Origin of the sequence: Achromobacter sp. RW408 (assembly GCF_003184165.1) — a bacterium.
In the GTDB taxonomy this organism is placed as follows: Bacteria; Pseudomonadota; Gammaproteobacteria; order Burkholderiales; family Burkholderiaceae_B; genus Achromobacter; species Achromobacter xylosoxidans.
Map to the genome: position 1 here is coordinate 40,938 of NZ_QHHO01000001.1, position 12,789 is coordinate 53,726.

The following is a 12,789-nucleotide window of genomic DNA, read 5'->3' on the forward strand; positions in this document are numbered from 1 at the left end:
AGAATAGGTTGTTTTGTTGTAAATTGCCGGGATAATTCGACAGCCCCTCCCGGAATAGAGCGTAATAATACTTGAAGACCGGGCTGCGTTACGAGCGCACAACCCGCCTTTTCCAATCGATGCCAACTCGCATTCTCATTGTCCGTACGTCGTCATTAGGCGATCTGGTGCACATGCTGCCCGCCATTTCCGACATCGCCCGCCACGTGCCGGACGCTGAAATCGACTGGATCGCCGAAGAAGCCTTCGCTGAAATCCCCGCGTGGCACCCCGCTGTCAACGAGGTCATCAAGGTGGCCCACCGAAGGTGGCGCAAGGCCTGGTGGTCGAGCCAGGTGCGGGCCGAACGCCAGGCGCTGAAAGAGCGCCTGCGCTCGAAGCGGTACGACATCGTGCTGGATATGCAGGCTTTGCTGAAATCCGCCTGGCTGGTGCGCCAGGCGCAAGGCGTGCGCCATGGCCTGGATTGGCGTTCCGCGCGGGAACCGCTGGCATCGCTGTTCTACAACGTCCGCCATCGGGTGGAGTTCTGGCAGCCCGCGGTCATTCGTCAGCGCAAACTGGCGTCGCTGACCTTTGGATACCAATATGGTGGTCAACCCGATTTCGGGCTGCAGGCGTTTTCCCGCGCGTCCGGGCTGGGGCGCGACAACGCCGACGCCGTCCACGAAATCTCCAGCGAAGGCCTGGATGCGACGGAATTGCCACGCCTGCATCATCTGGATACCGACCGCGGCTACGCGGTGATCATGCCGTCGGCCAGCCGCGACGACAAACTGTGGCCCGAGGATGATTGGCGCGCCGTCTTCCGCCGGCTGCGCGACGCCGGCTGTGCGCTCAAGTTGCTGGCGGGCAACGAGCAGGAGGCCGAGCGCGCGCGTCTGCTGGTGGCTGGCATGGAAGACGTCGAGGTGATGCCACGCATGGACCTGACGTCGGTGGCCCGGCTGCTGGCCGGTTCACGCCTGATGGTCGGGCTGGACAGCGGACTGACACACTTGTCGGCCGCGCTTGGGCGCCCCACTATCGGCATCTACCGGGCTTCCACGCCGGTGCGCACGCCGTTGGTCGGCTCGAACTACACGGCCAGCCTGGGCGACCGCGGCGCGTCGCCATCGCGCGAGGCCGTGATGGCATCGGTCGAGCAGGCGCTGGCTGCTCACTGATGAACCGGGCCGTCTATACCCTGGGGTTGCGGGCGCTCGCGCCCCTGGTCTGGCTATGGATGGCCCGCCGCGCCAAACGCGCGGGAGGCGAATGGGAAATCTTCTCGCCAGAGCGGTTCGGCAAGATCCGGTCGGCCCGCGCCGCCGATGCGCCGGTCTGGGTGCATGCCGTCAGCCTGGGCGAGACGCGCGCCGCGCAGCCGTTGCTGCAAGCGCTGCTGGACCGCGGCCTGCCAGTGCTGCTGACTCATATCACCGCAACCGGCCGGGCCGAAGGTGCGCGTCTGTTCGCGGATGCGATCGCCCGGGGCCAATTGCGACAGGCCTGGCTGCCCTATGATTTTCCGGGCGCGACGCGGCGTTTCATGGCCGCCACGGCGCCCCGTTGCGGCATTCTCGTGGAACGCGAAATCTGGCCCAACCTTTTGGCCGCGGCGCGGCGCGCGGCGGTACCGATGGCGTTGGTCAGCGCCCGCTTTTCGGCGTCTTCGCTACGTCAGTCCGGCCGGATGGGCGGCGTCATGCGCGAGGCATTGGCGGGCCTGGACATGGTGCTGGCGCAGACCGCGGCGGACGCCGGGCGGCTGGCCCGGGCCGGCGTGTCCCGCCCTCGCGTATCCGGCAACCTGAAGTTCGATCTGTCGCTGCCCGAGGCGCAAGTGCGGGCGGGGCAGGCCTGGCGGGCCAGCCTGGGCCGGCCGGTGATCGCCCTGGCCAGCACCCGCGAAGGCGAGGATGCACCCTTCATCGATGCGCTCAAGCATCGCGCCGGCCTGCCCGGTGGACCGCTGTTCCTGCTGATTCCGCGCCACCCGCAGCGGTTCGATGCCGCGGCGGCGCTGCTGGAGCAGGCCGGCGTGGCTTATGTCAGGCGGTCGTCCGGACAGGTGCCTGGACCGGACACGGTCGTGGTATTGGGGGACTCCCTTGGGGAAATGGCATTCCATTACGCCGCGGCCGACGTGGCCGTGGTCGCCGGCAGTTTTGCGCCGTTGGGCGGGCAGAACCTGATCGAGGCCTGCGCCGCCGGCGTGCCGGTGATCGTGGGACCGCACACTTTCAATTTCGAGCAGGCCGCCAGCGATGCCATCGAGGCTGGTGCCGCGCAGCGCCAGCCGGACCCCGACCAGGCCGTGGCGGCGGCGCTGGCGCTGCTGGAGGACCCCGCCGCGCGGCAGGCTGCCAGTCAGGCGGCGCGGGCATGGTTCGCCAGCCATTCGGGCGCCACGGCGCGGACCATGGACGCATTGGCGCCCTGGCTGGGTTGACGCCGGGCGGGTCAGGCAGGATTGCGCGGCACCAGCGTAACCGCGCCCGGGTTCAATTCCTGGCTGAAACGCCGCGTGTCGCGCCCTTCGTCTTCGGGCCGAGCGCCCAGCCACCCCTGGCCCAGCGCATAGACGCCGAGATTGGCCAGCAGGATCAGGATGAAGAGCACGCGCATGCCGTGGCCTTTGGATCAGGCGCCCGTGGCCGGGTTGGCGCGCGCCATGGCCGCCAATCCGTCGAGGACGGGATGGTTCAGGTAGGTCGGCACCGGCGCGGCGCCGAATGCGCCGCCGGCATCCGCCAGCAGGCGTTCGATTTCCTGGTGGACTTCCGGCCAACCACCGCCCGCGGCGAAGATCTGCGGCACCTGTCCATAGCGTTGCCGGCCGGCGAGCCACTGGCGCACCACCGCGCCGGCCTGGGCGGCGGCGATGCCGGAGGCGATGGCTTCGTGGGTATCGGTGGGATAGGGTACGACCTGGCCTTCCGCGATCGGCAGGTTGGCGGTGCCGTGCGCCAACGCGTTGCGCATCATGGCCGGGCCCGGCAGGATCAGGCCGCCGGCGAAAACGTTGTCCGGCCCCACGGTGTCGATGGTGGTGGCGGTGCCGAAGCTGGCCAGCAGGAAGGGCGGATGGGCGCCAGGCAGATGCGACAGCACGCCCAACAACGAGGCCCAGCGGTCCGCGCCCAGTTGCGACGGTGTTTTGTAGCGGTTGACCAATCCCAGCGTGGTTGCCTGCGACGTGGCCCAGGTGACCGGGCAGCCATGGCGTTGCAGCACGGCGGCGATGGCGGCGCCGCGTTCTGCACCCGCCACGTTCACGCCCAGCGCCCGTGACGGCCGTCGCGGCAGGGCGCCGAGCCAGCGGTCCAGCGCGTCCAGGTCCAGGCCATCGAAGGCGACCGCGGCCGGTTCGCGCGGCATGTCGGGGCTGCCGGGATCCAGCCAACCCACTTTGAGACGGCTGTTGCCTGAGTCGATGAGGATGATCATGCTTGGCGTCGAATCGAGATTTCACCGACCGAGATCGGCATGGCGCCCTGGGGCGTTTGCACCAGCAGGCGGCCCTGGCCGTCGACGCCACAGGCGGTGCCGCTGAGGATCACGTCGCCCTTGTCGAGCACGTTGATCGCGCGGCCGGCGAGCGCGTCGACCTTGTCGAAGCGCCGCGCGAAGGCGTCGAAGCCGTCGCGTTCGAGGGTGCGGACGGCTTCATGCCAGGCCGTTGCCGCGGCGCAGACCAGGTCGGCGGCGGTGGCGGCGTGGCCGGGGGCGTGGCCCGTGACACAGGTCCAGTCGGCGACCTGGCGGCCCAGCGCCTGCGACAAGGCGTCGGCGTCGACCAGGTTCACGCCCATGCCGATGACGACGGTATAGCCGGTTTCGCGGCTTCCGGGGTTGCGGGTGGTCTCGACCAGCACGCCGGCCAGCTTGGCGTCGTGCCACTGCACGTCGTTGGGCCATTTCATGCACAGGCCGTCGGCGCCGGGCCCGGCCACGGCGCGCAGCGCCTCGCAGGCGGCCAGGCCAGCCAGCGGCGACAGGGCCGGCAATTGCGCGGCCGGCAGGTGCACATCGAATGCACACGAGAACATCAGCGCCGCGCCCACGCGATTCTGCCAGGGACGGCCGGCGCGGCCGCGCCCGGTTTCCTGCAGATGGGTGCCCAGCAGCCAGGGTTTGCCGACGCCGGCGCCCGTGCGGGCGCGCGCCAGCAGGTCGGCATTGGTCGAGCCGGTGCTGGCGGTCCAGGCGATGTCTTGGAAGGCGGGCAGGCGCGAACCCAGCATCCGGGCCAGATCGTCTGGCGCGGGCAGGTCGGTGGGGCGGACGTGAACGGGCATGGCGGCGATTGTAGGGCACGCGCGGGCCGCGCTCGCGGCCTGTCGTCCCCAGCGTATATGATTGTGGATACATTTTGCATCGGTATTCCGCTACATGCCGCATTCCGCTCCGTCCGCACCCCGCGCCGCGCCGCCCTTCCGCCAGGAAGCCGGCGTGTGCCATGTCGGGGGCGACTGGAGCGTGCTGGCGCTGGCCGAGCCGGGCGAAGTCGAGCGCCGCCGCGCCGCAATGGCGAAGGCCGCCGACGCCGGGGCGCGCTGGGACCTGCAGGGCATCAGCCGGCTCGACACCATCGGCGCGCTGCTGATCTGGCAGGCCTGGGGCGAGAAATTGCCCGAACGCGTGCGGTGGTCCGCCGGCCAGCAGGACGTGTTCACCGCCCTGGCGACGAACAAGGGCGGCAAGCAGGCGCCGCCGCGTCCCGAGCCGGCCTGGGGCTGGCTGCGCGCCCTGGGCGGCGCTGTGCTGCAGGCGGGCGAGAACGGCCGCGCCCTGCTGACCATGCTGGGGCAGCTGGTCCTGGATCTCTTTGGCATGTTGAGCCGGCCGTCGCGCGGGCCGTGGCGCGAGATCTCGGCCCAGGTCTACCGCACCGGCGCGCAGGCGCTGGGCATTACGGCGCTAGTGGGCTTTCTGATCGGCGTCGTGCTGTCGTACCTGTCCGCGCAGCAATTGCAGATGATCGGCGCCGACCGCTTCATCGTCCGGCTGCTGGGCGTGTCGATCGTGCGCGAGCTGGGGCCGGTGCTCGCCGCCATCCTGGTGGCCGGGCGCTCCGGGTCGGCCATCACTGCGCAGATCGGCGTCATGCGAGTCACGCAGGAACTGGATGCGATGCTGGTGATGGGTATCTCGCACGGCCAGCGGTTGATCCTGCCGCGGGTGGTGGCGCTGGCCGTGACCATGCCGCTGTTGGTGCTGTGGACCGACGCCATGGCGATCCTGGGCGGGATGCTGGCGGCGCAGGTGCAGCTGGGCGTGTCGGCGCAGTGGTTCCTGCAGTCCCTGCCGGACGCCATTTCCCTGACCAATTACTGGATCGGCATCCTCAAGGGCGTGACCTTCGGCATCCTGATCGCGCTGATCGCCTGCCATTTCGGCCTGCGCATCCAGCCCAACACGGAAAGCCTGGGGCGCGGCACCACGACCTCCGTGGTCACCTCGATCACCGGCGTGATCCTGCTGGACGCGCTGTACGCCGTCATTTTCAGTTCGGTGGGCATCTGATGGCCGGCGCCGCACAGCATCGCCTGTTTACCGAGGAGAACATCACGGTCGCGCCCGTGATCACCGTGCGCGGGCTGCGCACGGCCTTCGGCGACCACGTGGTGCACGACAACCTGGACCTGACCGTCTTTCCCGGCGAGATCCTGGTGCTGGTAGGCGGCTCGGGCACGGGCAAGACAGTGCTGTTGCGGCAGATCATCGGGCTGGACCAGCCGGCCGCCGGTACCATCCAGGTGTTGGGCAATACCTTGTCCGAACTGACGCCAGGCGAGCGCCGGCGCCTGTCCTACCGCTGGGGCATGCTGTTCCAGGCGGGCGCGTTGTTCTCGGCGCTGTCGGTGTACGACAACGTCGCGTTGCCGCTGCGGGAGTTGCGCACGGTGCCGGAGGACCTGGTGCACGACGTGGTGATGTGCCGCCTGGCCATGGTCGGCCTGTCGGCGCAGGATGCCGGCAAGCGGCCGTCGGATCTTTCCGGCGGTATGGTCAAGCGCGTGGCGCTGGCGCGCGCGCTGTCGCTGGACCCGGAGCTGGTGTTCCTGGACGAACCCACGGCAGGGCTGGACCCGCTGCGTTCGGATGAATTCGTGGACCTGGTGCGCAGCCTGCACCGGCAGTTGGGATTTACCGTTGTCATGGTGACGCACGATCTGGACACGCTGCTTGCGCTGGCCACGCGTGTCGCCGTGCTGGCGGACAAGCGGGTGATCGTGTGCGACACGGTGCCGGAAGTGCTGAAGGTCGATCACCCGTTCATTCATACATTCTTCCTGGGCGAGCGCGGCTTGCGCGCGCTCGGGGACATGGCGCCGAAGGGAACGCATCATGGAAAACCGTAGTCACGCGCTCATGGCCGGCATCTTCACGCTGGTGCTGCTGGCCGCCGCTGCGCTGGTGGCCGTCTGGATCGGCCGCGACCGGACCAAACTGCAAACCTATGAAATCATCTCGGCAACGGCCGTCAGCGGGCTCAATCCGCAGTCGACCGTGCGCTACCAGGGCGTGCCGGTGGGCAAGGTGCAGTCGCTGGCGCTGAACCCCGACAAGCCCGGCCAGGTGCGTATCCGCATCGGTGTCGCGCCGAACACGCCCATCACCGAGTCGACCTGGGCCGAGCTGGGTGTGCAGGGCGTCACGGGCATGGCCAACGTGGAACTGCGCGACGATGGCAGTTCGTTCAAGCGGCTGGCGTCGAGCGCCGCCAACCCGGCCGCGATCCCGCTGCGCCCGGGTTTCCTGGACCGCATCGAGCAGCGCGGCGGGCGTCTCATTTCCAACGTCGAGGACGCCACCGAGCAGCTGCGGCGCCTCTTGAGCGAGCAGAACGTGCAGGCGCTGACCGCCAGCCTGCAGAACGCCACCGACATCACCCACTCGCTCAAGGAAGCCAGCCGCGACCTCGGGCCGGCGCTGGCCAAGCTGGGGCCCCTGGTCGATTCGCTGGGCAGCACCTCGCGGCAGGCGGATCGCGCGGCGCGCGAGGTGGCCGACCTGGCCCAGCAGGCGCGCCAGTCGCTGGCGCGCCTGAATGCGCCGGACGGCGCGCTGGCCGCGGCCACGCGCAGCTTGAACGACATTGCCTTTGCCGCCTCACGCCTGGATGGCGAGACGCTGCCGGCCGTCACCAGCATGGCGGCCAGCGTCAGCGAGGCCGCGCGCGGGGCCACCTTCACATTGCGTCGCGTGGACAACACGCCACAATCGCTATTGTTCGGACCGCCGCCGGCCGCGCCCGGTCCCGGCGAGGCCGGGTTCGCCGGATTTGGGAGACAGCAGAAATGAAGATGCGCAGTGCGATTCAGGCCCTGGCCCTGGCTTTGACGCTGGCGTTGACCGGCTGCGGCGTGGGCCGCGTGGGCGCGCCACCCGCCGTGTTCGACCTGGGGCTGGATGCCCGCCCGGCGCCGCAACTGCCGGCCCGCGAGCCGATGGCGCTGGTGTTCTCGGCGGTGCCGGCGTTGTCCGGCACCGGCGTCATCTGGCGCGTTGGCGACAGCGCCGCGCCGCAATCCTATGCCACTTATCGCTGGGCCTCGTCGCCGTCCGACCTGGTGCGCCAGCGCCTGATCGAGCGGCTGTCGCGCCAGGGGCCGGTGTTGGCCGAGCGCGCCAGCGGCCAGACGCCGCAGTTGCAGGTCTACCTGTCGCAGTTCGAGCAGGTGTTCACGCCGGATGGTTCCGCCAGCGAAGGCCGCGTGCTGCTGCAGGCGGTATTGCTGAATGGCCGCAACGTGGTTGGCCAGGTGCGCATCGCGACACAGGCGCCGGCGCCCACGCAGGACGCCGCCGGCGGCGTGGCCGCGTTGCGCCAGGCCACCGACGATGCCGCCGACCAGCTGGCGCAATGGCTGGCCAGCCAGCCCAAGGCCGCGGCCCGGGCCGGCGGTTAACATTCTTCCTTTTCAAGCAGCACGAGTCCGATATGCCCGCAAGCACAGAAACCCACGCCTTTACCGGAGCCGCCGGCCGCATCGACTGCGCCGTGGATTGGCCTGACGGCACGCCGCGGGGCTGGGCCCTGGTGCTGCATCCGCACCCGTTGCAGGGCGGCGCGCGCGAGAACAAGGTGGTGACCACGCTGTCGCGCGCCTGCGTCCAGCACGGCCTGGTGGCGGTGCGCCCCAATTTCCGCGGCGTCGGGCTGTCCGAAGGCGAATTCGACAAGTCCGTGGGCGAGACCCAGGACATGCTGGCGGTGGTCGCGCAAATGCGCGAGCGTCATCCGGAACTGACGGACGCGCCGTGGGTGCTGGCCGGCTTTTCCTTCGGCACCGCGGTTGCCGCGCAGACCTACGCCGCGCTGGCCGACCAGGGCGACACGGTACTGCCCAGCGCGCTGATGCTGATGGGGCCGGCCGTCAACCGCTTCCAGTCGCATGAGGTCCAGGTGCCCGGCGACACGCTGATGGTGCACGGCGAAGAGGACGAGGTGGTGCCACTGTCCGAGGCCATGGACTGGGCCCGTCCGCGTTCGATCCCGGTGGTGGTGATCCCCGGCGCCTCGCATTTTTTCCACGGCAAGCTGCTGGTGCTGCGCCAGCTGGTGCAGGCGCACCTGAAGGTCAAGTTTGACTGAATGGCGCGCCGCGCAATGCGGCGCGTTGCATCAGGTTGCATGTTTTAGCTGCCCGAGGAACCCATCGCGGGCCGGACGGGTCTCATCGACTGCCTATAATTGTCAGCCACTTGCCCCGCGCCAGCGGGCGTCTTTCCTGGACCCACGTTGCCGATGAAGAATTTGCCTCACTCCGTTCACTCCCCCGTTGTCTTTGCTCGTCGCGCCCTCGCCGGCGCGGTGCTGTCGGCGATGCTCGCGGCCTCGCTGCCGGCCTGGGCCCAGCAGGCGCCCGCCGCGGCGCCGGCAGCCGCGGGCGCCACGGCCCCCGCGCCGACGGCGGCGGGCGTGGTGCCGGTGGGCGACGTGTCGGCGGTGCCCGCGCCGACCATCGCGGCCAAGGCCTGGATCGTGATCGACGTGAACAGCGGCCAGACCCTGGCGGCGTCGAACCCCGACATGAAGGTCGAGCCGGCCTCGCTCACCAAGATCATGACGGCCTACGTCGTGTTCAATGCGCTCGAGGAAAAGCGCCTGACGCTGGAGCAGACCGTGCCCGTGTCCGAGCACGCCTGGCGCACCGGCGGTTCGCGCATGTTCATCGAGCCGCGCAAGCCGGTCACTGTCGATGAGCTGAACCAGGGCATGATCGTGCAGTCGGGCAACGACGCCTCGGTGGCGCTGGCCGAAGCGGTCGGCGGCAGCGAAGCCGCGTTCGCCACGCTCATGAACCAGGAGGCCGAGCGCCTGGGCATGCGCAACACCCACTTCATGAACGCCACCGGGCTGCCCGATCCGCAGCACATGACGTCCACGCGCGACCTGGCCACGCTGTCGGCGCACCTGATCACCGATCATCCGCAGTTCTTCCACTACTACAAGCAGAAGAGCTTCACCTACAACAAGATCACCCAGCCCAACCGCAACCGCCTGCTGTGGGCCGACCCGTCGGTCGACGGCATGAAGACGGGCCACACCGATTCGGCCGGCTACTGCCTGGTGTCGACCGCGGTGCGCGGCGACCGCCGCATCCTGGTGGTGGTGGTGGGCACCGACAGCGAAGCCACCCGCGCCGAGGAAAGCCTGAAGCTGCTGAACTGGAGCTTCCAGAACTTCGACACGGTCAAGCTGTTCGACAAGAGCCAGCCCGGCATCGACGCCCGCGTCTGGGAAGGCACCGCCGAGAACGTCAAGCTCGGCCCGCCCAACCCGGTCTCGATCGCGGTGCCGCGTGGCAAGGCCGGCGACCTCAAGCCGGTGGCGCAGCGCACCGATCCCCTGATCGCCCCGCTGACCAAGGGCCAGCAGGTCGGCACGCTGCAGTTCACGCTCGACGGCAAGGTGCTGCGCACCGAGCCGCTGGTGGTGCAGGACGCCGTCGAACGCGCCGGCTTCTTCGGTCGCATGGTCGACACCGTCAAGCGCTGGTTCCAGTAAGCGGACCCGCCGCGGGCGCGGCCGCGGGTGTAAGCTAGCAACGGGCGTTTCGTGCGCGAAACGCCCGTTTTGCATTCTTCCGGGGCGGGCCGGCGGCGCGCCCCTGTTCCATTTCAAATTCAGGAGTGCGTCATGATTCCGGGCGTGCCGGGCGAAAGCCAGGTGTATCTCAACGGTGAGTTTCTGCGCGTGGACGAGGCCAAGGTCTCCGTGCTGGATCGCGGCTTCATTTTCGGCGACGGCATCTACGAAGTCGTCCCGGTGTACCAGGGCAATGCCTTCCGCATGGCCGAACACCTCGACCGCCTCGATCGCAGCCTGGCCGCCTTGCGCATCGCGCAACCGTTCGACCGCAGCGGCTGGATCAACCTGATCCAGCAATTGCTGGAGCGGACCAACCTGGACACCTGCATCGTCTATCTCCAGGTGACGCGCGGCGTGGCCAAGCGTGACCACCAGTTCCCGGCCGAGCCGGTCAAGCCGACGGTGTTCGGCATGATCTCGGCATGGGCGCCGCCCGGGGCCGCGGTGCGCGCGCAGGGGCTGTCCGCCATTTCCATCCCCGACGAACGCTGGCTGCACTGCGAGATCAAGTCGGTGTCGCTGCTGGGCAACGTGCTGGCCAAGCAGCAGGCGGTTGACGCCCATGTCGACGAGGTGTTGCAGTTCCGCGACGGCTTCCTCACCGAGGGTTCGTCCACCAACATCTGGGTGGTCTCCGGTGGCAAGCTGCTGGCGCCGCCCAAGAACAACCTGATCCTGGAAGGCATCCGCTACGGCCTGATGGGCGAATTGGCGGCCGAGGCCGGCATTGCGTTCGAGGCGCGCCGCCTGACCCAGGACGAGGTGGCGCAGGCCGACGAGCTGATGCTGTCCTCGGCCACCAAGGAAGTGCTGCCGATCGTTTCGCTGGACGGCCGTCCGGTGGGAGCCGGCAAGCCCGGCCCCGTTTATGAGCAATTGCGTGCGGGTTATGATGCCCGCATCGCCGCGCTCTAGGCCCCGCGGGGCGGCCCTGGCGGCCGCCCGCGCCGCGCGCCCCGGCGGCGGGCCTTGCCTGCTCGATGCCTGCCCCCATATAGATGTATTGACGCCCCAGGCCATCCATCATGCATATTCCGCCCGAAGAATCCCTCATCGAGTATCCCAGCGACTTCCCCATCAAGGTCATGGGCAAGCATCATCCCGACTTCGCGCAGACGCTGACCGAAGTCGTGCTGCGCTTCGATCCGGGCTTCGATGCCGCCACGGTCGAGATGCGGCCCAGCAAGGGTGGCAATTACATGGGCCTGACCTTCACGGTGCGCGCCACCTCGCGCGAACAGCTCGACAGCCTTTACCAGGCCCTGCACGGCCACCCGATGGTGTCGATCGTCCTGTAAGGCCAGCGGTTGTGATCAAGTGGCTCGCGCGGCCGGCGGACTACCTGTCCGTGTGGCGGGACATGCAGGCGTACACCGACCAGCGGTCGGCCGAGACGCCCGATGAAATCTGGCTGTGCGAGCATGCGCCGGTCTATACCCTGGGGCAGGCGGGCCTGCCCGAGCACGTGCTCAACCCGGGCGCCATCCCGCTGGTCCAGTGCGATCGCGGCGGCCAGGTCACCTATCATGGCCCGGGCCAGGTGATGGCGTATGCGCTGTTCGACCTGCGCCGCGTCGACATGTACGTGAAGGAATACGTGGCCCTGCTGGAAACGGCGGTGATCGATACGCTCGATGCGATGGGCGTGGCCGGCGCCTGCCGCAAGCCCGGCGCGCCGGGCGTCTATGTGCCCGACCCCGACGGCGGCCGCGAATTGGCCAAGATCGCCGCGCTGGGCATCAAGATCCGCAATGGCCGCGCCTATCACGGCGTATCGCTCAACGTGGCGATGGACCTGGCGCCGTTCCTGGGCATCAATCCCTGCGGCTATGCCGGCCTGCGCACGGTCGACATGGCGTCCTGTAGCGTGCGGCGCGATCCCACCGAGGTGGGCGACGCGCTGGCCCGCAACCTGGCCCGCTTGTGGCGCCAGGCAAGGACAACACCCGCATGAAGACAAGCTTTACGCCGGCCGAAGTGGCCGCGACCACGCCCGAGCAACTGGCCGCCCTGCGCGCCGGGCCGGCGCCGCAGTATGCCGCCTGGATCCGCGCGGCGGCCGAAATGGGCCTGGTCGAGGCGCAGACCATCTTCGGCCAGATGCTGCTCGATGGCGTTGGCGTGCCACAGGATCAGGCCGAAGGGTTGGCCTGGTTCAAGCGCGCCGCCAATGCCGACCATCTCATGGCCATCAACATGATCGGCCGCTGCTATGAAAACGGCTGGGGCGTGCCCGCGGACGATACCGTGGCGGCGTACTGGTTCCGGCTGGCCGCCGACCGCGGGTTGGACTGGGGCATGTACAACTACGCCCACATGCTCAAGAGCGGCCGCGGCGGCGTGACGCAGAACCGCGCGGCGGCGCTGGCGCTGTACCAGCAGGCCGCGCAGGGCGGTCACGTCAAATCCATCGGTGTGGTCGGTCGCTTCTACGAAACGGGCGACGTGGTCGAACAGGACCTGGAACGCGCGTTCGACTGCTACCGGCGCTGCGCCGAAGGCGGCGATTTCCGCGGCATGTTCCACCTGGGCCGCATGCTGTTGCTGCGCGGCCGCAAGGAAGAGGCAGTGCAATGGCTGGTGCGCGTGCCGGAGACGTCCACGCCGGCCTTCCTGCGCGAGGCCGACGCCATGCTGCGCGACTGCGGCTTTCCAGCGTTGTACGAGACTGGCGCCTGAGCGGCGTCCGGGGCCGCGCCGCA

15 protein-coding genes are annotated in these 12,789 nt (G+C 69.0%); 12 read left to right on the forward strand and 3 right to left on the reverse strand.

Annotation, left to right across the window (positions count from 1 at the left end):
* Nucleotides 1–119: 119 nt before the first annotated feature.
* Together waaC and DK459_RS00175 are read left to right on the forward strand one after the other, a co-directional pair.
* Nucleotides 120–1,166, forward strand: coding sequence for a lipopolysaccharide heptosyltransferase I (waaC, locus tag DK459_RS00170; protein ID WP_070543050.1), 1,047 nt, complete (start codon nt 120–122; stop codon nt 1,164–1,166).
* Nucleotides 1,166–2,434 carry a 3-deoxy-D-manno-octulosonic acid transferase gene (locus DK459_RS00175; protein WP_006389732.1) on the forward strand — a complete coding sequence of 423 codons (1,269 nt, stop codon included), beginning with the start codon at nt 1,166–1,168 and terminating at the stop codon, nt 2,432–2,434. Before waaC ends, DK459_RS00175 begins: the two co-directional genes overlap by 1 nt.
* Before the next feature lie 11 nt (nt 2,435–2,445).
* Here DK459_RS00175 and DK459_RS30680 read toward each other — a convergent pair whose 3' ends face one another.
* Genes DK459_RS30680 through DK459_RS00185 form a run of 3 tightly spaced genes read right to left on the reverse strand, consistent with a single transcriptional unit; the run spans nt 2,446 to nt 4,283 of the window.
* Nucleotides 2,446–2,610 (reverse strand): hypothetical protein, encoded by a 165-nt coding sequence (locus DK459_RS30680; RefSeq protein WP_006389733.1) that lies wholly within the window; start codon nt 2,608–2,610, stop codon nt 2,446–2,448.
* Between the two features lie 15 nt (nt 2,611–2,625).
* Nucleotides 2,626–3,432 (reverse strand): type III pantothenate kinase, encoded by an 807-nt coding sequence (locus tag DK459_RS00180; RefSeq protein WP_006389734.1) that lies wholly within the window; start codon nt 3,430–3,432, stop codon nt 2,626–2,628.
* Nucleotides 3,429–4,283: a biotin--[acetyl-CoA-carboxylase] ligase gene (locus DK459_RS00185; RefSeq protein ID WP_054497989.1), complete on the reverse strand. Its 855-nt coding sequence runs from the start codon at nt 4,281–4,283 to the stop codon at nt 3,429–3,431. Before DK459_RS00185 ends, DK459_RS00180 begins: the two co-directional genes overlap by 4 nt.
* A gap of 94 nt (nt 4,284–4,377) precedes the next feature.
* On the opposite strand from DK459_RS00185, the gene DK459_RS00190 reads away from it, so the two are divergent.
* The 10 genes from DK459_RS00190 to DK459_RS00235 all read left to right on the forward strand — a co-directional run bounded on the left by DK459_RS00190 (nt 4,378) and on the right by DK459_RS00235 (nt 12,766).
* On the forward strand, nt 4,378–5,511 hold the full coding sequence (locus DK459_RS00190) for an ABC transporter permease (protein WP_026382053.1): 1,134 nt from the start codon (nt 4,378–4,380) through the stop codon (nt 5,509–5,511).
* Nucleotides 5,511–6,350 carry an ABC transporter ATP-binding protein gene (locus tag DK459_RS00195; RefSeq protein WP_006389737.1) on the forward strand — a complete coding sequence of 280 codons (840 nt, stop codon included), beginning with the start codon at nt 5,511–5,513 and terminating at the stop codon, nt 6,348–6,350. The genes DK459_RS00190 and DK459_RS00195 overlap by 1 nt, the downstream gene beginning before the upstream one ends.
* Nucleotides 6,337–7,293, forward strand: coding sequence for an MlaD family protein (locus DK459_RS00200; protein WP_026382054.1), 957 nt, complete (start codon nt 6,337–6,339; stop codon nt 7,291–7,293). The genes DK459_RS00195 and DK459_RS00200 overlap by 14 nt, the downstream gene beginning before the upstream one ends.
* Nucleotides 7,290–7,901, forward strand: a complete 612-nt coding sequence (locus tag DK459_RS00205) for an ABC-type transport auxiliary lipoprotein family protein (RefSeq protein ID WP_070543041.1) — start codon at nt 7,290–7,292, stop codon at nt 7,899–7,901. Before DK459_RS00200 ends, DK459_RS00205 begins: the two co-directional genes overlap by 4 nt.
* 32 nt (nt 7,902–7,933) lie before the next feature.
* Complete coding sequence (locus DK459_RS00210) at nt 7,934–8,587, forward strand: alpha/beta hydrolase (RefSeq protein ID WP_070543044.1); 654 nt, start codon at nt 7,934–7,936, stop codon at nt 8,585–8,587.
* A 153-nt stretch (nt 8,588–8,740) separates the two neighbouring features.
* Complete coding sequence (locus tag DK459_RS00215; protein ID WP_109421475.1) at nt 8,741–10,003, forward strand: D-alanyl-D-alanine carboxypeptidase family protein; 1,263 nt, start codon at nt 8,741–8,743, stop codon at nt 10,001–10,003.
* Nucleotides 10,004–10,135: 132 nt separating this feature from the next.
* A complete protein-coding gene (locus DK459_RS00220; protein ID WP_006389742.1) occupies nt 10,136–11,002 on the forward strand; it encodes a D-amino acid aminotransferase in 867 nt (288 codons plus the stop codon).
* Nucleotides 11,003–11,112: 110 nt separating this feature from the next.
* The gene (locus DK459_RS00225) at nt 11,113–11,385 is read left to right on the forward strand and encodes a YbeD family protein (RefSeq protein ID WP_047993153.1); all 273 of its coding nucleotides are present in this window, start codon (nt 11,113–11,115) and stop codon (nt 11,383–11,385) included.
* A gap of 11 nt (nt 11,386–11,396) precedes the next feature.
* Nucleotides 11,397–12,041, forward strand: coding sequence for a lipoyl(octanoyl) transferase LipB (gene lipB / locus DK459_RS00230; protein WP_024070725.1), 645 nt, complete (start codon nt 11,397–11,399; stop codon nt 12,039–12,041).
* Nucleotides 12,038–12,766, forward strand: coding sequence for a tetratricopeptide repeat protein (locus tag DK459_RS00235; protein ID WP_049052006.1), 729 nt, complete (start codon nt 12,038–12,040; stop codon nt 12,764–12,766). The genes lipB and DK459_RS00235 overlap by 4 nt, the downstream gene beginning before the upstream one ends.
* The last annotated feature ends 23 nt before the right edge of the window (nt 12,767–12,789 follow it).

Excerpts from the sequence above, each read along its gene's own strand:
- waaC (WP_070543050.1), top strand. The coding sequence starts at position 120 with ATGCCAACTCGCATTCTCATTGTCCGTACGTCGTCATTAGGCGATCTG.
- DK459_RS00175 (WP_006389732.1), top strand. The coding sequence starts at position 1,166 with ATGAACCGGGCCGTCTATACCCTGGGGTTGCGGGCGCTCGCGCCCCTG.
- DK459_RS30680 (WP_006389733.1), bottom strand. The coding sequence starts at position 2,610 with ATGCGCGTGCTCTTCATCCTGATCCTGCTGGCCAATCTCGGCGTCTAT.
- DK459_RS00180 (WP_006389734.1), bottom strand. The coding sequence starts at position 3,432 with ATGATCATCCTCATCGACTCAGGCAACAGCCGTCTCAAAGTGGGTTGG.
- DK459_RS00185 (WP_054497989.1), bottom strand. The coding sequence starts at position 4,283 with ATGCCCGTTCACGTCCGCCCCACCGACCTGCCCGCGCCAGACGATCTG.
- DK459_RS00190 (WP_026382053.1), top strand. The coding sequence starts at position 4,378 with ATGCCGCATTCCGCTCCGTCCGCACCCCGCGCCGCGCCGCCCTTCCGC.
- DK459_RS00195 (WP_006389737.1), top strand. The coding sequence starts at position 5,511 with ATGGCCGGCGCCGCACAGCATCGCCTGTTTACCGAGGAGAACATCACG.
- DK459_RS00200 (WP_026382054.1), top strand. The coding sequence starts at position 6,337 with ATGGAAAACCGTAGTCACGCGCTCATGGCCGGCATCTTCACGCTGGTG.
- DK459_RS00205 (WP_070543041.1), top strand. The coding sequence starts at position 7,290 with ATGAAGATGCGCAGTGCGATTCAGGCCCTGGCCCTGGCTTTGACGCTG.
- DK459_RS00210 (WP_070543044.1), top strand. The coding sequence starts at position 7,934 with ATGCCCGCAAGCACAGAAACCCACGCCTTTACCGGAGCCGCCGGCCGC.
- DK459_RS00215 (WP_109421475.1), top strand. The coding sequence starts at position 8,741 with ATGAAGAATTTGCCTCACTCCGTTCACTCCCCCGTTGTCTTTGCTCGT.
- DK459_RS00220 (WP_006389742.1), top strand. The coding sequence starts at position 10,136 with ATGATTCCGGGCGTGCCGGGCGAAAGCCAGGTGTATCTCAACGGTGAG.
- DK459_RS00225 (WP_047993153.1), top strand. The coding sequence starts at position 11,113 with ATGCATATTCCGCCCGAAGAATCCCTCATCGAGTATCCCAGCGACTTC.
- DK459_RS00235 (WP_049052006.1), top strand. The coding sequence starts at position 12,038 with ATGAAGACAAGCTTTACGCCGGCCGAAGTGGCCGCGACCACGCCCGAG.